Origin of the sequence: Geomicrobium sp. JCM 19039, from assembly GCF_000698145.1 — a bacterium.
Lineage (GTDB): Bacteria > Bacillota > Bacilli > Bacillales > Marinococcaceae > Geomicrobium_A.
In genome coordinates, this window is sequence record NZ_BAXB01000019.1 from 17,505 (window position 1) to 39,977 (window position 22,473).

Sequence of the window (22,473 nt, forward strand, 5' to 3'; positions counted from 1 at the left end):
ATATTTTCTATGTATAATAAAATTCTCCCACACTCATGTATGGGAGAAGCAAAAATGGCTACCAACCAATTATATCTTAGCATAAATCATTATTTGAATAAAATAATCCATTCGTTGGAAGTCAGTCTGTATATTTTGGACTAGAGGAATAAAATTGCGGTAAATATGCCTATGCGCCTCAAGCATCTCATCCACAATTTGTTTAGCAACTGTATCTGATGGCGTGAGCGGGTTGATCGCCAAAGCGAGTACAGTTTTCTCGTAATCCCCGGTCACCGCGGCCTCGACTGTTAATCGCTCAAAAGATTTAACCTGCTGGACGAGCCATTAACAGCAACTGGCAGCTCCCCAATTGTGAGCGGAACCGGGCCGTCTTTCGTAATGATGCAACTCACTTCTACTGCTGATTCATACGGTATGCCGTGGATTGCGCCCCGATTCATCGTGTTCACTGCTTGGATGTCTCTTTTATCATTATAGATCGACGTCATTAAACGAATCGCTGCATCTGAATAATACGCACCGCCCCGCTCCTCCAACTCAGGTGGCTTCATAGATAAATCTGGGTCTTTATAGCGCTGGAACAGCTCCTCTTCCAACCGCTGTACACTTCCGCCCGCGTCTCACTCTCCATTGCCTTCTTTACCATCTCTTTTGATTTGTAATAGTACAAATGATACGAACACGGCAAAACACCGAGCGCTCGGATGAATTCCGGTTCCCAGTCTTGCCCTTTAATGTTCTTCACTGTACTGCTCTCCCCCAAACGGCGGATCGCTTCTTCTTTAATGCTTACCCCATCAACATACACATCCAATCCATAGACGAGGTGGTTTAAGCCGGCAAACTGAATTCGAACACGCTCATGGTCCACATCAAACCGCTTCGCCACATTCATCTCCATCCCAATCGGCACGTTGCATAGACCAACCACTTTTTCAATATTCGAATATCTAAGCACCGCCTCAGTCACCATGCCGGCTGGATTCGTAAAGTTAATGAGCCACGCATTTGGACAGAGCGTTTCCATCTCTTCGCATATTTGTAAAATGACAGGGATCGTGCGCAACGCTTTAAACAACCCGCCTGGACCGTTCGTCTCCTGACCGAGCACCTCGTGCTTTAACGGAATACGCTCATCCTTGGCCCTTGCCTCGAGCAAGCCAACCCGAAATTGTGTGGTCACAAAATCTGCACCACGTAGCGCCTCTTCCCGATTCAACGTCAAAAACACACGAATGGGCACTCCTGCCCGCTCAATCATCCGCTTCGCAAGATTGCCGACAATGTTCAACTTCTCTTGCCCCTCAGCAATATCGACAAGCCACAGCTCCTCGACGGGGAATTCCCCATACCGATCAATCAGCCCTCGACCAATTCCGGCGTATAGCTTGAGCCACCACCAATCGTCGCGACCTTCACATCATCAGCCTTTGCCTGTTTACGCTCATTATAGCAGGACGAGCAGGGACTCGTTTGTCGAATTCTCGTTGAATGTGCGAGTGAATAGAAAGCTACGGTACGTGAAATTCAGTGACGTTCAGACACTCCTTACTACTTAAGTGGCGATGACTGCTCACTTTTGGTAACGATTAGGAGATCCGGGGTCTAGATAGAATGAACTTAAGATTTTCCTGATTTGCGCTGTTAGGTGTTGGGTTGGAGGGGTAGCGCGTGCTGGGTCCCATTTTGCGCGCAATTTGTTCCAACTGGAGCACAGATTTAATGCTAAGAAGCGAGCAACCTGTCGGCCCCAGCGGGGTCGAAGCCAAATCGAACTCAGTTCGGCGCGGCTTGCGCCGACAGGATGCTAATTTTTTGGCTTGGAAATGCAAAGGATGGTTCTCTGAACCCGTTGCTGCAGGGGTGGCGGCACATGCGGGCAAGACGAACGGCCGTTCTGGGAGCAAGTTTGCGCTTTTCACTGATATTAGCGCCGATTTCGCCAAACTCCTGCGCAGTTTGTTCCAACTGGAGCGCATATTCCAGTCTGAAGTGCCAACGACACGTCGGCCCCGCCGGGGCCGAAACGAAACCGGACTCGGTTCGGCGCGGCTCACGCCGACAGGATGCGGGTATTTCACGGCAAGAATGTACATTTGACGCGGTAATCTGTTACCGAGTTTACTCATTCTGTTCCCTAGTTTATGAGAATAGACCGTTTCCCCCGCGATTTCCCTCAACTTGAGAACAGTTCGGTTGCAACTTGAGAACAGTTCGGTTGCAACTGGAGCACAGTTTCCATTTTCCAATTTCACCATTGTTTCTTGATGAAATTCTTTCGTTCAACTTATATAGATCGCTTCAGAACACCACAGTCCACCTCATAATGCGTCGACCTATGATCGTTCGATTCACCGAACGTCAACCCAGATGAATCATATCAACATCAAGAGCTAGCTACCATCGGCACCGGAGGTGCCGAAGATACACCGAACCGTCTTCAGCAAGACTCGTGCCAAACTCTCACTAGCCTTTGTATCAGAAAAGGGTCGACTTTTTTAGGCCGAGTGCTTGGAACGGAAGTGTGTTGCAATTACTGAAGACCTTCACTGCAACTTATGCAGTTCGCTATCCACTCTTCTTTGTGGATGTTATGAAGTCATATTGGTATGTGAAATTGCAATTGTTGTTGGCTCGCAACGAATAATGGCCAACCTCATTTCACATCGTCCCCAAAGTACGCGCGCACCCAGCGAATCCATTCCTCAGCAGCAGGGGATTGGTAGCTGTTTTTTCGGCATATTAAGGCGAGGTTCCAATGGATTGACGGGTGGTGAACGTCGATCGTTTTGACCCCGCTCATGGCAGCGTCGGCAAGAACGGTTTCCGGCAGAAAAGTGATGCCCATGTTTTCACGCGCAAGTTTAAGCAGGAAGTCCCATTGGGTGCTTTCGTTAACGATCCTCGGTTCAAAACCGGCGTCAATGCACGCTTCACGCACCCGGTCGTACAGAGAGAACCCGCGCATGAACAACAAGAAGTTTTCGTCGCGAAGCGCTGTGAGCGCAACGTGTTCACGCTCGGCGAGCGGGTGGCTTTCTGAGACGACGAGCAGCAATTTTCTCTCGACGAGTGGCACGACGTCGAAGGCCGCTTCATTAATGGGCAAAATGCCGACGCCAACGTCGATACTGCCTTCGAGTAAGGAACGCTCCATATCTTTTGCACCTTCTTCAACGATGCGCAAGTCGGCGTCAGGATAGCACCTTTAAAGGTGGAGATGATGTGCGGAAAGAAGCTCGAACCGATGACAGGCGGCAGACCAAAGGTGAAGCGCCCTTTTCGGTGCAGGCGAATATCTTCGGCGGCTCGTTTCATGTCTTCAGCTTCGCGCATCACTTTTTGGGCATACGTATACATCGTCTCCCCCTCATGAGTAACACGAAGTTGTCGGAGGAGCGATCAAACAATTGCACGTGCAACTCGTCTTCGAGTTGAGCGATGATTTTGCTGAGCGCGGGTTGGGAGATGCCTAGCTCTCCACTCGCTCGGGAAAAACTCATTTGTTGGTACACTTCTATGAAGTAACGAAGTTGTTTCATTCGCATCGACTTCCACTCATTCCTTTTTGGAATACTAAAATGTTATTTATCTATTTTACTTATGTAAGCGCTTATAGTAAAGTGGGAGTAACACAATTTCTCATAGAAAGGGAGAGTTGAGATGTCAAAAGTATCTTCTTCTTTTACGGAAAGTATAAAAAAAATTAAAGACGGTGACACCGTGATTGTTGGCGGGTTCGGCCTATGCGGAATCCCTGAAAATGCAATTGTAGAGCTCGCAAATCAAGGCACGAAAAATCTCACAATCGTAAGCAACAATTGCGGGGTGGACGATTGGGGACTCGGACTTCTTCTCCAAAACAAGCAAATTGACAAAATGGTTGCGTCTTACGTTGGGGAAAACAAAGTGTTTGAACAGCAATTTTTGAGTGGTGAGCTCGAAGTGGAGCTCGTTCCTCAAGGAACACTCGCGGAGCGCATTCGTGCAGGCGGCGCAGGCATTGGCGGTTTCTACACCCCTGCAGGCGTCGGCACACCAATTGCTGAAGGCAAAGAACACAAAGAAATTGACGGGAAAATGTACATTCTTGAAACCGGCATTCGCGGAGACGCCGCTCTCGTGAAAGCATGGAAAGGTGACCCATACGGGAACTTGATTTATCGGAAAACGTCTCGGAATTTCAACCCACTTGCTGCAGCGGCCGGCAAACATACGATTGCCGAAGTGGAAGAACTCGTAGAAGTGGGCGACTTGGACCCGGATTACATCCACACTCCGAGCATTTACGTTCAAGATCTATTGCTCGGACAAAACTATGAAAAAAGAATTGAAAAGCGGACCGTCCGCAAAGCCCACGCATAAGAAGAGGAGGAACGTACGATGAGCGATACACGTGAAATTATTATCAATCGAGCGGTAAAAGAAATCGAAGAAGGAATGATCGTCAACTTAGGCATCGGAATGCCAACAATGATCGCCGACAAGATTCCTGCTGACAAAAACATCTTCTTACATTCTGAAAATGGGATGTTAGGCATTGGCAACTACCCGATTGAAGGCGAAGAGGATCCTGATTTGATTAACGCGGGCAAGGAGACGGTGACGGCCAAGGCTGGGGCTGCGTTTTTCGATAATGCGGAGTCGTTTGCGATGATTCGTGGCGGCCATGTGGACTTGACGATTCTCGGGGGCATGGAAGTGTCGGAGTCTGGCGATCTGGCGAACTGGATGATTCCTGGCAAGATGGTGAAAGGCATGGGCGGGGCGATGGACATCGTCCAAGGTGCCCGCAAAGTGGTCATCATTATGAGTCATACGAACAAACACGGCGAAGCCAAAATTAAAAAGCAGTGCGACCTGCCGCTCACCGGGCAAGGTGTCGTAAATCGCGTGATTACCGATATGGCGGTTTTCGATTTCACCGATGAGGGTATGGTCCTACGTGAAGTGTTGAACGGACATGACATCCAAGCGGTTCGAGCGAGCACCGAAGCGTCGTTCACACTCGATGAATCTCTAAAAGAGGGGAGCTCTTCATAAATGAGTGATAACGTAGTGATCGTAAGCGCCGTGCGCACGGCCATTGGCGGCTTTCAAGGCAGCCTGAAAGATGTATCCGCGCCCGACCTCGGCAAAACCGTCATTGAAAATGTGTTAAAGAGAGCAGGTGTGTCTGGCGACCAAGTCGATGAGGTAATCATGGGCAACGTCTTGCAAGCAGGCATTGGTCAAAACCCAGCAAGAATTGCAGCCATCCGTGCTGGATTACCAGAATCTGTGCCAAGCATGACAATCAACAAAGTGTGCGGTTCTGGGCTGAAATCGGTCCATTTGGCCGTGCAGTCGATTCTCGCCGGAGATTCAGAGATTGTCGTTGCGGGCGGGATGGAGAACATGAGCCAAGCACCGTACCTTACGATGAATGCCCGAAGTGGTTTCGGCATGGGCGACCAGAAATTCGTCGATAGCATGGTGGCAGACGGGCTAACGTGTGCGATGGAAAACTACCATATGGCATTACCGCCGAGAACATTAACGATGAGTACGGCTTCTCGCGTGAAGAACAAGACGAGTTCGCCGCGTGGAGTCACCAAAAAGCCGAGCAAGCTCAAGTAGCTGGATCGTTCGAAGACGAAATTGTGCCGGTTGAAATTCCACAAAGAAAAGGCGACCCGAAACGCTTTTTGCAAGATGAACACATCCGCGCCGGTACAACCGCCGAAAAGCTGGGCAAACTGCGCCCTGCCTTCAAAAAAGACGGCAGCGTTTCCGCAGGAAACGCCTCCGGTATAAACGATGCCGCCGCCGCTGTACTCGTCATGAGTGAACAAAAAGCTAACGAGCTTGGCCTCCGGCCCCTCGTGCGCATTCGTGCCAATGCAAGCGCCGGCGTGAGCCCAAGTATGATGGGCATCGGCCCGGTACCGTCCACGAAAAAAGCGCTGGAGAAAGCAGGTCTATCTGTTGGCGACATCGACTTGTTCGAGATGAACGAAGCGTTCGCCGCCCAGTCCCTTGCCGTCCAACGCGACTTAGACCTCCCGCGTGAGAAAATTAACGTGAATGGTGGCGCAATCAGCCTCGGACACCCGATCGGTGCGAGCGGGACTCGCGTGCTCGTCACGCTCATTCATGAAATGAAACGAAGAGGCGCAAAAACCGGCGTCGCTCCCTCTGCATCGGTGGCGGCCAAGGTGTTGCCACGATCGTAGAATCAGTATAAATCGTGCAACCCCAGCGGGCGTAAAATCGTCCCCTCATTTTAGATATCTAAATCCCACATAGACCCTGTCTATGTGGGATTTTAATGATTTATATACCGTTATTTAGCAGGAATCCCGACATAGATTGTACCCCGTGATTCGTGTTAGCGAGTAACTTACAGGTGTGGCGCGTTCTACTAATCTATAAAATGCAGATGCGTGGGGTGGGACAGTCGGATGTCCATATCTCTTTTTACGTTTTCTTTTCTAGCGTCTACGAGCAGCTCAAGTTGTCCGATTTGGACTGAGCATCTCGTGTAGCTACCATGATAGACGGTTTTTGTAATTCTGCCACGGATCGGTCCGTCTTCGTTCACTTCAAAGTGTTCTGGACGAATGACGAGTTTGGATTTGGCATCCAACCCATTAACGTTTAATTGAAACCCTTCTTCTTCTGTTGCCTTGAATACACCGCCTTCAACCGTACCTTCAATAATGTTCGCATAGCCGACGAAGTTGGCGACGAATTCGTTGGCCGGTTGTTGATAGACCGTGCTCGGGTCATCGAGTTGTTGCACGAGACCACCGTCGAGAACGAGCACACGATCCGAAATGCTTAATGCTTCATCTTGGTCGTGGGTGACAAAAATGATGGTAAGGTTCAGTTCTTCTTTTAATCGACGAATCTCATCTCGCATGTACGCACGTAAGTTGGCGTCCAAGTTGGAGAGCGGCTCGTCCAATAGGAGCACTTTCGGCTTAAGAACGAGGCAACGGGCGATTGCCACACGTTGTTGTTGCCCACCGCTCAGTTCGCTCGGCTTGCGATCGGCGTACTCGTGCAAATGAACTTGCTGGAGCGCTTCTTCAATTCTCGTGCGGCGCTCTTCTTTCGTGACTTTTGCAATCTTTAACCCGTATTCCACGTTTTGGTAAACCGTCATGTGCGGGAAGAGGGCATAGTTTTGAAACACCATGCCGGTCTCCCGTTTTTCTGGGGGCACGCCATTCATAGACGCCCCACTTATGACAATCTCACCTGACGATTGATCGTGAAATCCACCGACGATGCGGAGCAATGTCGTTTTTCCGCTACCACTCGGGCCAATAAACGTAATGAGTTCGCCTTGTGCGACGTCTATTGAAATGTCTTTAAGCACCGTCGTGTCGCCAAAAGACTTTTCGATATTTTCAATGCGAAGCAACGTGTTCGTTTGATCTGCCATATTCGCTCTCCTTATGCTGACGTATTCGCTCGACGTTCAATGAATTTAATTAAGCCCATGCACAAAATGACAATTACAATCAAAATGAAAGACATGGCGGACGCGCGCCCGATCGCGGCTTGATCGGCCAAGTTTAAAATATAGACGGCCGCAAGGTTTGTTCCTGGTGCAATTAAGAAGATAACGGAACTAACACTCACCATGGCGGTCATAAACGTGTACACAAACCCTGACATAAATGCTGGCGTGAGGAGCGGCAGTACGACTTTTCTAAACGTACCGACCGGGCCAGAACCAAGATCAGCCGACGCTTCTTCCATCGAAGAATCGAGCTGTTGCAGCTGACTAATCCCCGACTCTAAACCGACTCCAATCTTTCTAAACGCCATGTTCATGACGAGCAGCAACACGGTACCTGTTAAGAAGAACGGCGGTCCGTTGAAAATTAATACATAACCAATCCCCATAACAGTTCCTGGAACGGCAAGTCCGAACAGCGCAATAAATTCCATTAATTTTTTTGCTGCCATATTTTTACGAACAGTGAAGTACCCTTGCAAAATCCCGAGTCCTGCAGCAATGAGCGCCGCGAAGAACGAGACAATTACACTGTTCCAAATGTATCCCCAGCCGGTTGTGTCAGAGAAGTGGTCTAGCGTGAACGTGTTGTTCACACCGATGATTTGCACAAACGCACTAAGCACGACCATCGTAAACATAACGACGATAAAAATAGCCATCAGCGTACTAATAAACACAACAACCGCTTTGACGACCGGATTCAGCGGGTTATTCTCTGTAGAGTTATTGATCGAAGCCGTTTCATGATCTTTAAGTATATACGTCTGGAATAAAAATACGAGCAAGCTCGGAATAATTAGAAACACCCCGAGTACAGCGGCCATCTCCAAGTTTTGTTGACCGATCACTTGAAGGTATGCGGATGACGCAAGGAACGGGGTTCCCCCACCGATGATGAGCGGATTTGAGAAATCAGCGAGTGCCATCACGAAAACGAGCAACCCAGCTTTTAAAATCGCCGTACCGGCAATCGGTAGTGTGATAGAGAAAATCGTTCTTCCTTGGGTTGCACCCAAATCTTGTGACGCATGCTCTAAGCTCGGGTTCACGGAGCGGAGAGAACTTTCAATCATCATGTAAGCAATTGGAAAATAGCCGAGCACTTGGGCAATGACGACGCCCCAAAATCCGTAAATGCTTAGTTCTAGCCCGAACCAATCGTTCATCACATTGGACACGACACCGTTACGACCAAAAAGAATGATGAGCGAGAGAGCGAATATGAACGGTGGCGCAACAAGTGGGAGAAGCCCAATTCCTCGATATACTCTTGAGATTGGACTTCTCGGTGTTCTCGTAACATACAGAGCAAACGGAATGCTGATGATTAAAATGACTGATGTCGAGATCAGACCTGCCGAAACACTGTTCGTTAAGGCTTCAAGATGATTGCTCGTTGTAAAGAAACGCGTATAGAATTCTAGCGTCAACCCTTGTCCTGATCCGATTCCGATACTGCGCAGTAACACTGCCAATACAGGAATCAGTATAAAAAGAAGCAGGCAGGCAGCAATGATGAATGCTGCCACTTTAAATCCCGCCCCCATTTTTGACACAGAGTTCACGGTCGATGTCTGTTGTTTACCAGCCATTTATTCCGCTCCTCTCTTTAATACCTTTCCTGCCATTCTTCCATAATGCGGTCACGGTTTTCTGCTGCCCAAACTGCATCATAGTCAATGAAATCAAATTCTTGATCGTCTTCACCGATGCCAGGTTTTGTTACCATTGAGCGATGTTCGGCTGCAACTTCCATGCCTTCGTCAGAACCGATAAAATCAATGATTTTTTCTGCTGCTTCTTGGTTTTCAGTACCTTCAAACATGAAGACAACATCCAAGTCATAGCCAACACCCTCTTCTGGGATAATGTAGTCAATCGGGTAGCCTTCATCAATCCGGTCTAACACCGCTTGGTCCCATGAGATGCCGATTGCATATTCACCTTGGGCAACCATTTGCACTGGCGCTGAATGAGACTGCACATACTGTGCAACATTGTCATGAAGCTGATCGAAATACTCCCAACCTTCTTCTTCGCCAAGCAGTTGGAACATTGTAGATACGAAGAGGAACGCTGTTCCTGACGTACCTGGGTCAGGCATGACAATCTCCCCTGCATATTGAGGGTCCAATAGATCTTCCCAGCTTTCTGGACGGTCCAACCCTTCGGATTCTAAGAGATCTTCATTGACCGCGACCATATTGAACCAATACGACCAACCGTACCATTGGCCGTTAGGGTCTTTGAATTCATCTGGCACATCGTCCCACGCGGGTGAATCATACGAAACGAGCATATCTTGTTCTTCTGCAATTAACGCGAAGCTGTGCAACGTTCCCCATTGCAAATCCGCACCCACATGTGGATACTCTGCATCAACACGACTCCAGCCCTCTTCACTAGACATGCGCAATACGTCTGAAGACACACCTGTCGCTTCTTCTGCTGCTGCCACAAATGCGTTCATTTCCTCTTCATCATTGTGTGTATACACCGTTACTGACTCGCTGTCTCCACACAAGCTGCTAGCGTCATCGCTGCAACGGGAGCGATCATCCATCGTTTTTTATTTTTCATTGTTTTCATCTCCTCCAAATAGAGCATCCTTCATAGCAGGATACGTAGTATAAATCTCATCCGCTCGACGCAAATGATGGGTTTGCGGATACGCATATGTAACAAGACCCAATGCTCGAGCCATATCCGCATTTTTTGCCACACCCATATCTGCATCGGTGTCCCCAATCATAATTGCACGACTCAAATCAAAATCATGCGCCTTCGCCGCTTTCACAGCAATATCCGGAAACGGCTTTGAACGTTCGACTTGATCACTGCCCATGACAAAATCAAAATGATGATTCAAATGAAGTTGCTCAAGGTGCAAAATGGCTTGATCTTGATCATCGGCGGTCAGTACACCGATTTTCTTTCCTGCTGCTTTGCATTCAAGAATAAAATTCTCAACACCGTCGATCGCTTGCATTTGAGTCGTATAACTTTTTTGAACATTGATGTGTTCAACCGCTTCCATAACGGCATAAAGCGCCTCACTCCAAGGTGTATGGTTGAGGTTGTACAAACAATACGCAAGAATCGTATATGTATCCTGCATGCTGCCAATCGCAAGCGGACTTTCGGGATCGAGACGTGTGCCATTCTCAATGCCTACAGCATGAAACGCTTGCTTTTTCCAAGAAGGTGTATCCAAAATATCTACCGTGCGACACACCTCTTCAACGACTTCCTGGAGCCAAGGCATCCATATCGATGAAAAATCAATAATCGTTCCATCTTTATCAAATAAAACGGTATCGAATGACGTTGAATTCAAATGCGGGTCACTCCTTCCACTTTATTAAATATTAATTGTTTAATATATATTATATGTTATGTAATAGACACATTTCTGTCAAAACTGAAATTATACTGTAATAGAGTTTAAAAAAGCGTATTTCCAACTCAACAGCTTATTACCTCCCTATATGTGCCTTATCATCGCAGATAAGCAATATTACTCATCTAAAAGGAGCACAAGGATTATGGTTCTATATAATAAATATATTAGGAGTTATCAGAATTCGTTAACCTCAAGTCGTTTTACCCGATTGCTTTCTGAAGCATTACGCGCGGAAAATCATCAACGCGACAGGCGCAGTGCTCTAGAAAGGCAACCCTAATTGCGATCGCGACGCGGGCATCTCTGCGTCAATTCTGCGCTCGAGTTCCTGACTTCTACGCGCATGTTTGCCCTGCGCGGGTTCAAACCTGTGCAATTCTCATAAACTTGCGCGCAGTTTCACAGAAAAGGGCAACACATATACCGCTCTCAGCAATAGTCACGCAGAAATCAAATTGGCACGCCGGGTGCGGGCAAAAAGAAATGAACGGTGGTCACCTCCTGGCATAAGGACCGTTACGACCTCCCACTTTTTATGTGACAATCCAGCCCTCAAACCGGGCACTTTCGGCACTCAACGGTCACATATATCGCGATTTGTGGCCGTTGACTCCGTTTATGTGCGCATTCACGTTTAAAATCATGATTTTCTTTCCCAAGTGTCACATTAATGAATATATGGGGCATTTGGACTTCTTTCCATACATCTTGGGCATTAGTCAGAAACGCAAACCGATGTCGAGGATGGAAGTGCGCCCTCAGACTCCGAACTGTAAAGAAAACACGGTGGGCGTCTTTTGACCACCGATGTTGCACTTATACTCTGGAGTGTAAAGAAAACACGGTGGGCGTCTTTTGGCCACCGATGTTGCACTTATACTCTGGAGTACATAGAAAACACAGTGGCTGTCTTGAAGACACCGATGTTGCGCTTGTAGTCTGGACTGCATAGCAAACACGGTGGCTGTACATTAGACACCGATGTTGCACTTATAGTCTGGACTACAACCTTCAACCCGTGGTGTAGAGCAAGAACCAACAGTGCAAATTAGGAAGATCTAAAGTTCAATCTATATTACAACCACCCCTCTCTTTCCAAACAAAATCAAACAGCACCAATGCTAACGAGAGGTCGGCATGAGTCATGCCGACGACCGTTCGGTTTATCTTCGGCACCTCCGGTGCCGATGGTTGCTAGCTCTTGAGGTTTATATGTATAAACAGGTTGAGGTTCTGTATAAACACGAGCGTTCAAAAATCGCCCAGTATAAGGGAAATTGCGGTGTTCTAAAGCGATCTAGAAAGTTGAACGAAAGAATTTCTTCAAGAACCAATGGTAAGCTTTGGGAAAGTGGCAACTGTGCTCGAGTTGCGCCCGAACTGTTCTCAAGTTGGGGGAAATCGAAGGAAAAGCGGTCTATTCTCATAAACTAGGGAACAGAATGAGCAAACTCGGGAACAGATTACCGGGTCACCTGTACAATCCCCGCGCCGAACCGAGTTCGGTTTGGTTTCGGCCCCGTTGGGGCCGACGTGTCGTTGGCATTTAGCTTGGAATCTGCGCGCAAGTTGGAACAAACTGCGCGCAAGTTTGGCGAAATCGGCGCTAAAATCGTTCAAAAGCGAAAACTTGCGCGCAGATGGAGGAAACTCGCGCGCAGAACATTCGTTCGTCTTGGCTGTATATGCCGCCACCCCTGCGTTAACGGATTCAGAGAACCATCCTTTGTATTTCCTAGCCAAAAACCTAGCAACACGTCGGCGCGAGTCGCGCCGAACCGAGTCCGGTTTCGTTTCGGCCCCGGCGGGGCCGAAATATCGTTGGCACTTCAGCTTGGAATCTGCGCTCCAGTTGGAACAAACTGCGCAACGAGGAAAATGTTAAGTTCATTCTATATAGATCACTAATCCCCTAGAAATTCCCAAAAAATGAGCAATCCTCGTCACCACCGGAGCTGAAAATCGTGTAAAACGATCTAGCAATCAACGCATCATAGAAAAAAATCTTCCCACCCAATGGTCGTTATGGTAGCATGGCTTTTAACGTAAACGAAGGAGGGGGATTGCCCATGTCCCATCAGTCATTTCTAACTGAGCAGATCCAACAGAATCGCGACGCCTATGAGCAATTGGCCAAGCATATTTGGAATACACCTGAACTACGATTTGAGGAAGAGCAATCTGCAAAGCTGCTCGCAGATTACATACAAGCAGAGGGATTTACAGTAGAGCGGGGCATCGCCGGCATCTCCACCGCCTTTCGGGCACGGTTCGGCAGTGGCTCACCGGTCATTGGCTTTCTCGGTGAATTCGACGCATTATCAGACTTAAGCCAGATTGAAAACCAACCGTCACCTGAACCGAAAGAAGCAGGCGGCAACGGGCACGGTTGTGGTCACCATATGCTTGGGACCGGTGCGATGGCAGCAGCAATCGCAGCAAGAGATTATATGGTAGAAAACGGCCTGCCTGGAACGATTGAATTTTATGGCTGCCCAGGCGAAGAAGGGGGTTCCGGCAAGACGTTCATGGCAAGAGAAGGTGCTTTTGACGGCATTGATACCGCCATCACGTGGCATCCCGGATACTACAATACGGTATGGGCGTATGAGACACTCGCAAATTACCAAGTATCTTTTCGCTTTCAAGGAAAAGCGTCCCACGCAGCAGCTAGCCCACACCTTGGCAGAAGTGCCCTCGATGCGGTGGAACTGATGAATATCGGAGCGAATTATTTGCGGGAACATATCGAAGAAACTTCCCGGCTTCATTATGCAATCACAAACACCGGGGGCGTTTCTCCAAACGTCGTGCAGGCCGAGGCAGAAGTTCTCTACTTGATGCGGGGAATGACGGTCAAAAAGGCAAAAGAAGTGTACGAGCGTGTCCAGAAAATTGCCGAAGGTGCCGCACTCATGACCGAAACTAAGCTCGAGATGACGTTTGAGAAAGCGTGCTCCAACTTCGTGCGCAACCACACACTTGAAGACGTCATGAACAAAGAGATGCTAGCGTTTGGGGAACCGGACTACACAGATGAAGAAAAGCAGCTCGCCAAACAGTTTTACGATACGCTAAGCGAGAGTGAGATCCAGAACGCCATTGACGAAGTACGCAAAATCTCTACAAACGATGTCGCTCACGACCTTGCCGCTACGACGATTCCATCCACGCCGGACATGAAGCGTCTGTCTGGGTCAACCGATGTCGGTGATGTGAGCACGATCGCTCCAACCGTGCAATGTTACACCACATGCTATGCGTTCGGGACACCCTTCCACACGTGGCAAATGGTTGCACAAGGAAAAACATCCTATGCGATGACCGGCATGTTGTACGCCGCGGAATTAATGAGCGGCACAGCGGCAGAGTTGCTAGAAAACCCTGACCTGATTGACCAGGCAAAAGAAGAATTACATCAAAGGTTAGATGGAACGCATTATGAATGCCCGATTCCACCAGGAATCGAACCATCTAAACTACAGAACTAACGCACCGAGGTGATTCATAATGCAGCAAGAACCGTCATCTTTGATGAATCGTTTTCTAAATCGTGTTGAATGGTTAGGAAACAAACTGCCCCATCCATTCATCTTATTTGTTTATTTTGCCATCGCCATTATTATTATTTCTTGGATTGTGAGCCAGTTTAACGTCGCTGTCGAACATCCGACGACGAGCGAAGTCATCGAAGCAAGAAGTTTATTTTCAGGTGAAGGCTTACTCTTCATGCTCGAATCAATGATTACAAACTTTACCGCTTCGCCCCGCTCGGCCTCATCTTGACGATGATGCTCGGCATTGGGCTCGCCCAGCAAGTCGGCCTCTTTGATACGTTCATGAAAGCTACCATCATGCGGGCACCGACAGCACTCGTCACGTATGCGATCATCTTCGCAGCCGTGCTCGGCAACATCGCCTCTGACGCCGCGATGATTATCATTCCGCCCCTTGCCGCTATGGTGTTTTATTCCCTCGGCAGGCATCCAATTGCTGGAATGTGCGCCGGGTTCGCTGGCGTCGCTGCCGGGTTTACCGCCAACATCATTATCGCTGGGACTGACGCCCTTCTTGCCGGCATCACCGAAGAAGCCGCCCAGTCAATCATCCCGGAGGCTAGCGTCACACCGCTCGACAACTGGTTCTTTATGAGCGTATCCACGTTCATGGTCATCCTCGTTGTCGGTCTCGTCACCACACGGATCATTGAACCGCGCTTAGGCAAATTCAACGATACGTATGCCGAACCTGCTGTACTTGGTGAGACCGCCACCATTCCGAGCAAACAAGAAATCAAAGGCCTCATTTATGCTGTTATTGGAACCGTCATCTATTTAGCGCTCATCGGAATCGCCTTATTGCCCGAGAACTCCGTGTTGCGGGGTGAAGACGGTGAATCACCGCTTCTCTCAAACATCGTGCCGATTATTCTCGTCTGGTTTATCATCGTGTCCGTCGCGTATGGCGTAACCGTCGGTACAATAAAGAAAACAGCTGACATTCCTAACCATATGACAGAAGCAATGAAAAGCATGGTTCCTTACATCGTACTCGTCTTTGCCATTGCCCAGTTTATTGCATACTTCAACTGGACAAACCTAAGCACGATACTCGCCGTAAATACATCGGAGTTTTTAGAAGGTATTGGCTTTACCGGGCTAGGACTCATGGTTGCCTTTATCCTGCTCGCCGCCCTCTTAAATCAAATGATTACGAGCGGCTCCGCACAATGGGCGTTAATGGCTCCCGTATTCGTACCGATGCTCATGCTCCTTGGGTATGATCCTGCATACGCCCAGCTCGCATATCGAATTGGCGACTCCGCCTCCTCGGTACTTACACCACTCAATCCATACCTGATCATGGTACTCGGATTCATGAAACGTTACGACAGTCGCATGGGACTAGGCTCCATCATTTCTCTCATGATTCCATACGCCTTTATTCTACTCGGCGCCTGGATCTTACTGTTTATCATCTGGACAATGCTCGGCTTGCCGATCGGCCCAGGCGTAGGGATTTATTTGGATTAGGGAAGAAGCTTGAAGCTTTTCCCTTAACCTCATAATAGATTAAATTTATTTTATTTTTTGACAATTATGTTTTTTGTGTTATTATATCTTTAGTACCATCAAATTTTTTTTAGAAGGGAGTTGACTTTATAATTTAGTTTGAATTGCTCAACAAAATTTTAAGGAGGGTTTTCATGTTATTGAAGAGTGAATATCTATCTGGAAAAGTCATTGTTAAACTTGTCATCGCTTGTTTATTCGCCTTTTCGTTATCCTTAGCCAGTATATCAATGGGACAAGCTCAAGAAACTCTATTTAGTGAAGAAGAAATAGGTATTGAGCAGTATGGATTTAGTGGTACCTTGGCTTCTGGCGAGACTTGGTATACAGGCACTAGTCTTTATCTAGGAGAGGGAGCCAATATACAATATGACGTTAGTTGGAACCCTCAACCTGGAGTTATATCTGTAGGTATTTACAACCATAATACGGGTAATTACACATGGACAAGATCTTCTACAGACTCACCCTTAAGTGGTGGAATTACAATAAACAACGAAGGGCTATACAGTTTCGCAGTTATAATCAATCACCATCATCTGTAAGCATGGAAGGTCAATTTTCACATTAAAATATCTAAGTAATTTGAATAAATTGTATTATAAAAAAATAAAAAGTACACTTAATCCTCCAAACCCGTAACAATTTAAAAAATTGTTACGGGTTTTTTGTTTTGAAATGATTTCCGTCATTGAAGTATAGGTTGATTAATTATGAAAAATGACTTTTGATAAAGCCCATTTTTACAAGCAAGCAAAGATGATTTAAAAACATCTATATAACGAGCACTTGACAATAAAAACTACATGATGTAGTGTTTTTATAAACTACATCATGTAGTTAAAAAGGAAAAGGAGTTTTTATTTATGAGAAGTATGAGAAAAAGTGTTCTAACCTTAGGATTGACATTTGTGACTGGTGTTTCCGTATCAGCAATTACCAGCGATAATAGCCATAATCTGAAAGATTCAAACGCCGAACACATTAGTATAGAAGAAGCTGAAGCAGCACCATCAGTTTCGGTACATGAAACGATCGGCGATCAAGGCACGTCTTCCTTTGATGTTGATGATGCTAATGTTCACTGGGGAGGTCCAGATTCAGACGCAGAACACATTAGTAAAGAAGAAGCTGAAGCAGCACCATCGGTTTCGGTACATGAAACGATCGGCGATCAAGGCACGTCTTCCTTTGATGAAGACGTCGACTGAATCGATTTATACAAAAAGGTGAGGGGAATATTACTCTCCATGTGCGCTCCCATCACACAATGAATAGCTCCCTAATTCCCCATACAAAAGTAGGGGGCTATTATCAAACTTTGATCATTGTACTAAACAAAGAAAGCAATTATATTAATCTAGCATTTAATTACAAAACAACTATACGGTACGCTCTGCTTTAAAGCTACACACCTCAAATCAAAAAGGAGGGCTTCACCGATGAACAAAAAGCGTATCTTATCATTGGCATTTGCAACAACGCTCGTCGTCGGGGTAACTGGTACTGCGTTTGGGCTTAGCCAAGATCACAACCAAGATTCTGCAGTTCCACTAGATTCTCCTGAACCACCGATTTCAAATGACGAAGGCATTCACTTGTATGGTACTAAAGGCGACCTTAAAGACGATCACATTTTTGGCGACTAACACACAGGAACGCGGCTAAAAGCCGCGTTCCGTTGTTCGATTACTCGTTATCTTCTCCGCCGTAAAACTGTTTACTGAACGCCTCTTCTGAAATAGTCGTACAATAATAACTCGTTCCCCCAATGATTTGCGCACGCACCGAGCCTTTCGCCATTAACCGCAGCAGGCTGTTCACGACTTGTTCATGCGACCAGCCGACTAACCTCTTTCTAATCCCAACACTCGGTAAGCACATAGACGCTTTCCAAAGAACAGCCAAAACCACGTTGTCACGCTCAATCACCATATGTATCTCACCTCCAAAAACTATGTTTTGTAGTTTAAAACCACACGTAAAACCGACGCCAAACTAGCGCGCCGGCTGTTAGTCGTTTTCAAAGTTTTCATCTTTAAGATCACTCTCAACTAATGGATCATCCGACATCTGCGTTTCTCCATCCATCCCATCGTCTACAAGTTGAGCGTCATCTGCAACTACATGAGGGTCACTTGTGTGCGCATCCGCTGCCAAACCAACCGTCGTCCCGGCAACGGCTAAGATTAAAGTGAACATCGAACCTGAAATGAGAGCGGTTCGCTGTCGCTTCCCTCTTGTTGCTAAAACCGTCTTCATTCTTCTTTCCAAGCTTTTGCGATCCTGCTCATCGCCGCATAATGACCGTGCTTTTGATCAACGACGTTCCAGAGTACATTCAGGAGGAGCTCACAATATCTTGTACGTTCGTCCCGATTCATTTGTTTTGTAATGCTCTCGTCACACGCATACTCACCAAAACGATCAATCTCTCGTCTCGCCAGATGCACGATCGGATTAAACCAATGAACCGATTGAATGATGGACAAGAGAGGCTTTGTCCATAAATCGCCGCGCTTATAATGCGTGAGTTCATGCAGAAAGATATGCTTTAATTCTTCATCACTAAAATCAAATGACGGAAGCACAATTTTCGGTTTAAATATTCCGTAAATAAACGGGGTCGTCATGTAAGGGGATAAATAAATGGTAACTTTCCGTTTAATTTTGAGCGTTTTTTTGGCGTACGCAAGCGCAATCAGATGGGTCTCATCAAAGGATTCCTCGCATGTCGTTCGCAACAGCCTTGTCATTTTCACTATCCTGAAAAGGTAGACCGAGAAGAAGAGGATCGACCCCACGAGTAACACGATCGACACGTAATTGACGAGCGTTGCTCCAACTTCGTTGCCAGTCGGAATTGAGACGGCAGGATTAGCCGGTGTGCTCATTTGAAACCAAACGTAAACCGGTACAACGAATAAAAGAAAAAGGAATAAAGACGAATAATAATGCCAAGTCGCCGAGAACCATTTTTGCGTCACTCGTTTCGTAAGCATCAAGATCGTCAACATGCTACTGGCGACAAGCGACATAATGATAATATGCACGTAAAACTCCGTCATCGGTAGCACCTACTCCCGTAATTTCTTCATGAGATCTTCAATATCTTTTTTCGTTAAGTCGCCACTATCAGTAAGAGTCTGCAGAAATCCTGACACCGAGCCTTTATGAACGTCACTAATGAATTGCTTCGTCTCCAACGCGCGGTACTCTTCCTCTGTTAGACACGCATCATAGTGATTCGCACGACCCATTCGGTTCGCTTTCACAAGATCCTTCTCAATGAGACGGGCAAGAAAAGTAATCACTGTATTTTGCTTCCAGTCTTTTCCGTCAGGCAGACGCTGCAAAATCTCTGCAGTCGTAAGCGCCCCCTCATTCCGCCAAATAATCTCCATAATCTGTTTTTCAGATTGCGACATTTTCTGCATGAACCTTCACTCTCTTTTCGAACGATGTATTGTCGTTCACACTACATTACATCGTTTAATCAGTCAAGGGAAAACGAGCATGCACAAAGACACTTTTCTTTACCATGAAGAACATTCTTTGCGAGGTTACCTGTCTGAGGATTGAATCGGTTAGTAGGTATTGTTGTCACGAATCAATCGGTTTGCTTTTAATAGAAAGTCTTCCATTGTCTGCATTCCTTCATTGAGAAACTCTTCTTGCAGTTGTTCTTCCTCAAACTTGTACAACCATTCGTTTTCTTCCAATAAATTTAAAAGCGTCTGTTCAGTGTAGTCAACTTTGTCATCTCGATACACCATATCAAATGTATACTTCTTCTCTTTTTTAATTTTAAATAAGTGCAATAATCGTCCACGATAGAGAACGCAAAGGCGTGGACGGTCTTTCGCCATCGCTAACAGACGGTCAAAAACTTCTTGATCATGAAACTCTGCGCTCACCATAACTTGGTAAGGTTTCGCATGATTAGGTGCTGAGATTTTTTCTGTAGAAAGTGTAAATGGTTGACCCATTATAAAAGCCTCCTGTCATAGCCTTGTGAGTGAGAAGAATATGAGTAGTGCCACCACAACACCTAAGGTTAAGCCTATCGTTCTCCAGTCTAACACTCCTCGGCTTAGTCGAATTTCAATGAGAGGGATTAGGATAAAGAGTATACACGCAATTATTAAAACAACAACAAATAGCCACATTCGGTCACTGAAAAAGCTCTCCATCGCTTCTGCCTGTGTATCGGCGAAGTAGATAAAAACAACAACCCCACCTACTCCGCCAATGTATACCCACCATCGTAATTTCTTCCAAAATGAGTCTGACATCTCTGCCACTCCTTTGCGCATGATCCATCTTATATAACCCTCATGTTATAGTCGTGTCACCGAAAAGAAGATGAGCAGTGCTATCACGACACCAAATGTAAGACCAACAGTCCTTCCATCCAACACCCCTCGGCTTAATCGAATCTCAATGAGAGGGATTAGGATAAAGAGCATGCATGAGATCATAATTACGATAATTAACATAGACATGTTGCCAACGAAAACTCTTTCCATAAAACTGGGTTGTGCATTCATCAAATACAGGAATAAAAAAGCTCCACCAATAGTGCTAATGTATACCCACCATCGCAATTTCTTCCAAAATGAGTCTGACATCTCTGCCACTCCTCTACGATTTCTGATCCTTCTACTAAGCCATTACTTTATGAAAAAAGCCTCCAAATGTGGAGGCTGCTATCGATCATCTCGGATATCTCGTCGTTCTTCTCTTGCTTCATCGCCAATTTCATGGCGGCGTTCACTTGAGCCGTCTCGGATTTCTTCTCGGATCAGCCCCATCTGTTCATCTCGATAATCACCGATTTCATCCCGCCTTTCATTGATGAAGTCGATCATCATGTCTGGATCGAGACTGCCGAGATCAACCTCTCTTAAAGCTTCGCGCTGTTGATTGCGTTCTTGATTTATGAGCACACGCATTTCTGTATCAACGTCAAATGCTTCCACCTGAAAATCTCTCGTTTGCCCGTAGTTATCGACATGACTTTCTCGTTCCCAAGTGAGTGAATTTAAGATCCGCTCCGCATATTCTTCTTGCAACTGCCTTCTCATTTCCTCGCCCGTATCTGCAGCCAAGTATTCCCCTTGTCCCGCTTCGGCAATTTCCATTAAAGAATCGCGTTCGTCATCGTTAACATCAAATCCGATTATGTTTACGACCGCTTCTATATCACTTTCATTAAGGTCTTGAGCAGCTTGAACAGGATCACCGCCGCACGTCTCTTCACCATCGCTTACAATGTAGACGATGTTTTGCACGTTCTCACCGTCTGCATCAGCCAAATCATCTTGGGCAGCCTCGATGGAGGCAGCAATAGGCGTATAGCCTGTCGGCTCGAATTGATTGAGTGCGTCACTAAAAGCGTCCTCATCATATGCACTTAACGGATACACTTCTTCGGTCCCTGCACAGGATTCTTCTTTTCCGTCTCGTTGGTTACTTCCTTTATGGCCGTACACGCGCAAGGACACATTCGTGCCTTCCGGCATCTCTCCCAAAAAGTCCTCAACAGCATCTTTCGCTACGTCCATCTTGACGCCGTCGGAAACAGAAGCGGCCATACTGCCACTCGCATCGAACAAGACTTGCACGTTCAGCTCCGCTTCCAGCTCTTCTTCCTCACGCTCATCGGCATCCCTTGATTCGCCTTCAAACACGATACCCGGATCGTCAATGAAAGCTTGCAAATCACGATAGTCTTCAGCGACTAGATCCAACAACGTATAGTAGAGTTCTTCTTCGTCCGCTCCCTCACTGATGGCTTGCTCTAACGTTGCCGTCACCAATTCCTCGTCATAGTCATCGCCATGAAACGTCCCCGGCTCCGCACGAAGCCATTCTGCAACATCGTCGCCTTGGAAGCGGGTGAGGTCGCCGATGTCCACCGTCTCCTCTTCATCCGTTGATTCGTCTCCTGAGACTTCAGTTGCTTCTTCATCTGCCGCTTCTTCCGGCTCTGGTTCCTCTTCGTTATCTCCTCCGCACGCCGCGAGAACCATCAAAGAAAGTGAGATTCCGAGAATGCTATATTTTTTCACGGTCGGACATCCTTTCGGGTATTTATTCAGGGGGATTCATTCACCAAAGCATTCCGTTGAAAAAAGCCATAAACAACATGAGCGCAATGAGCAACCCGACGCTTCGTATCGCATCATCTTTTGTTAAGACCTTATCTTCCCTTGAATTCCGTCGTACATTCATCATAGCTAAAGAACCCAATAATAAGAACGTTAAAATAAACGCGTATTTACGTACATCGCTATCTAAAAAAGCTCTTAACTCGTTATTCATAAAAAACAGCATATAAATAACTACAATTAATATTATTGTTGTCATTACTGAAGAGAAATTTAAGATTTTGTATAGCAAGGTTTGCACCTCTTACTTTTACTGCTGACCGCTGTACAAGCAACAGACCCATCCAATAAAACCTTTTTTAAGATTTG

General features: G+C 46.7%; 20 protein-coding genes and 4 pseudogenes. 8 read left to right on the forward strand and 16 right to left on the reverse strand.

All coding sequences use genetic code 11. The annotated features are described in order from the left end of the window. Positions 1-69 precede the first annotated feature (69 nt). The 3 genes and pseudogenes from JCM19039_RS15870 to JCM19039_RS22445 form a co-directional block, all read right to left on the reverse strand. A pseudogene (locus tag JCM19039_RS15870) lies at positions 70-1,378 on the reverse strand (6-phospho-beta-glucosidase). Positions 1,379-2,659: 1,281 nt separating this feature from the next. Next, positions 2,660-3,193 (reverse strand): annotated as a pseudogene (locus JCM19039_RS22440) (LysR substrate-binding domain-containing protein); the annotation flags it as partial. Positions 3,194-3,338: 145 nt separating this feature from the next. Next, complete coding sequence (locus tag JCM19039_RS22445; RefSeq protein ID WP_081834571.1) at positions 3,339-3,551, reverse strand: LysR family transcriptional regulator; 213 nt, start codon at positions 3,549-3,551, stop codon at positions 3,339-3,341. 115 nt (positions 3,552-3,666) lie between these two features. On the opposite strand from JCM19039_RS22445, the gene JCM19039_RS15885 reads away from it, so the two are divergent. From JCM19039_RS15885 to JCM19039_RS15895, 3 genes and pseudogenes are all read left to right on the forward strand, one after another. Next, positions 3,667-4,368: a CoA transferase subunit A gene (locus JCM19039_RS15885; RefSeq protein ID WP_042429006.1), complete on the forward strand. Its 702-nt coding sequence runs from the start codon at positions 3,667-3,669 to the stop codon at positions 4,366-4,368. Positions 4,369-4,386: 18 nt separating this feature from the next. Then, a complete protein-coding gene (locus JCM19039_RS15890; protein WP_042429012.1) occupies positions 4,387-5,046 on the forward strand; it encodes a 3-oxoacid CoA-transferase subunit B in 660 nt (219 codons plus the stop codon). Next, positions 5,047-6,229: pseudogene (locus JCM19039_RS15895) on the forward strand (acetyl-CoA C-acetyltransferase). Between the two features lie 177 nt (positions 6,230-6,406). On the opposite strand, the gene JCM19039_RS15900 reads toward JCM19039_RS15895, so the two are convergent. The 4 genes from JCM19039_RS15900 to JCM19039_RS15915 all read right to left on the reverse strand — a co-directional run bounded on the left by JCM19039_RS15900 (position 6,407) and on the right by JCM19039_RS15915 (position 10,853). Then, on the reverse strand, positions 6,407-7,435 hold the full coding sequence (locus JCM19039_RS15900; protein ID WP_042429015.1) for an ABC transporter ATP-binding protein: 1,029 nt from the start codon (positions 7,433-7,435) through the stop codon (positions 6,407-6,409). 11 nt (positions 7,436-7,446) lie between these two features. After that, positions 7,447-9,108, reverse strand: a complete 1,662-nt coding sequence (locus JCM19039_RS15905; protein ID WP_042429018.1) for an iron ABC transporter permease — start codon at positions 9,106-9,108, stop codon at positions 7,447-7,449. 17 nt (positions 9,109-9,125) lie between these two features. After that, positions 9,126-10,013 (reverse strand): ABC transporter substrate-binding protein, encoded by an 888-nt coding sequence (locus tag JCM19039_RS15910; RefSeq protein WP_042429022.1) that lies wholly within the window; start codon positions 10,011-10,013, stop codon positions 9,126-9,128. 72 nt (positions 10,014-10,085) lie between these two features. Next, positions 10,086-10,853 (reverse strand): HAD family hydrolase, encoded by a 768-nt coding sequence (locus JCM19039_RS15915; protein ID WP_052398873.1) that lies wholly within the window; start codon positions 10,851-10,853, stop codon positions 10,086-10,088. A gap of 2,135 nt (positions 10,854-12,988) precedes the next feature. Between JCM19039_RS15915 and JCM19039_RS15925 the strand changes: the two genes are divergently transcribed. From JCM19039_RS15925 to JCM19039_RS15945, 5 genes and pseudogenes are all read left to right on the forward strand, one after another. Beyond that, complete coding sequence (locus JCM19039_RS15925; protein WP_042429027.1) at positions 12,989-14,410, forward strand: amidohydrolase; 1,422 nt, start codon at positions 12,989-12,991, stop codon at positions 14,408-14,410. 43 nt (positions 14,411-14,453) lie between these two features. Beyond that, a pseudogene (locus JCM19039_RS15930) lies at positions 14,454-15,952 on the forward strand (AbgT family transporter). A gap of 173 nt (positions 15,953-16,125) precedes the next feature. Further along, positions 16,126-16,536: a hypothetical protein gene (locus JCM19039_RS15935; RefSeq protein ID WP_042429030.1), complete on the forward strand. Its 411-nt coding sequence runs from the start codon at positions 16,126-16,128 to the stop codon at positions 16,534-16,536. 321 nt (positions 16,537-16,857) lie between these two features. Further along, the gene (locus tag JCM19039_RS15940) at positions 16,858-17,202 is read left to right on the forward strand and encodes a hypothetical protein (RefSeq protein ID WP_042429033.1); all 345 of its coding nucleotides are present in this window, start codon (positions 16,858-16,860) and stop codon (positions 17,200-17,202) included. A gap of 231 nt (positions 17,203-17,433) precedes the next feature. Further along, positions 17,434-17,640, forward strand: a complete 207-nt coding sequence (locus JCM19039_RS15945; RefSeq protein ID WP_042429036.1) for a hypothetical protein — start codon at positions 17,434-17,436, stop codon at positions 17,638-17,640. 40 nt (positions 17,641-17,680) lie between these two features. Here the strand turns inward: JCM19039_RS15945 and JCM19039_RS15950 are convergent, their stop codons facing one another. The 9 genes from JCM19039_RS15950 to JCM19039_RS15990 all read right to left on the reverse strand — a co-directional run bounded on the left by JCM19039_RS15950 (position 17,681) and on the right by JCM19039_RS15990 (position 22,396). After that, the gene (locus JCM19039_RS15950) at positions 17,681-17,926 is read right to left on the reverse strand and encodes a hypothetical protein (protein WP_042429038.1); all 246 of its coding nucleotides are present in this window, start codon (positions 17,924-17,926) and stop codon (positions 17,681-17,683) included. Positions 17,927-18,004: 78 nt separating this feature from the next. Continuing rightward, complete coding sequence (locus JCM19039_RS15955; RefSeq protein ID WP_152550241.1) at positions 18,005-18,265, reverse strand: hypothetical protein; 261 nt, start codon at positions 18,263-18,265, stop codon at positions 18,005-18,007. Further along, positions 18,250-19,059 (reverse strand): M56 family metallopeptidase, encoded by an 810-nt coding sequence (locus JCM19039_RS15960; protein WP_042429046.1) that lies wholly within the window; start codon positions 19,057-19,059, stop codon positions 18,250-18,252. Before JCM19039_RS15960 ends, JCM19039_RS15955 begins: the two co-directional genes overlap by 16 nt. Before the next feature lie 9 nt (positions 19,060-19,068). Then, entirely contained in the window at positions 19,069-19,428 is a 360-nt protein-coding gene (locus tag JCM19039_RS15965; RefSeq protein ID WP_042429049.1) for a BlaI/MecI/CopY family transcriptional regulator, read from the reverse strand. A 150-nt stretch (positions 19,429-19,578) separates the two neighbouring features. Beyond that, positions 19,579-19,980 (reverse strand): hypothetical protein, encoded by a 402-nt coding sequence (locus JCM19039_RS15970; protein ID WP_042429052.1) that lies wholly within the window; start codon positions 19,978-19,980, stop codon positions 19,579-19,581. A 15-nt stretch (positions 19,981-19,995) separates the two neighbouring features. Then, the gene (locus tag JCM19039_RS15975; protein WP_042429055.1) at positions 19,996-20,286 is read right to left on the reverse strand and encodes a hypothetical protein; all 291 of its coding nucleotides are present in this window, start codon (positions 20,284-20,286) and stop codon (positions 19,996-19,998) included. Between the two features lie 45 nt (positions 20,287-20,331). After that, complete coding sequence (locus JCM19039_RS15980) at positions 20,332-20,622, reverse strand: hypothetical protein (protein WP_042429058.1); 291 nt, start codon at positions 20,620-20,622, stop codon at positions 20,332-20,334. A gap of 78 nt (positions 20,623-20,700) precedes the next feature. Beyond that, positions 20,701-22,065 (reverse strand): VWA domain-containing protein, encoded by a 1,365-nt coding sequence (locus tag JCM19039_RS22450; RefSeq protein ID WP_052398874.1) that lies wholly within the window; start codon positions 22,063-22,065, stop codon positions 20,701-20,703. Between the two features lie 40 nt (positions 22,066-22,105). Beyond that, entirely contained in the window at positions 22,106-22,396 is a 291-nt protein-coding gene (locus JCM19039_RS15990; RefSeq protein ID WP_042429061.1) for a hypothetical protein, read from the reverse strand. Between the last annotated feature and the right edge of the window lie 77 nt (positions 22,397-22,473).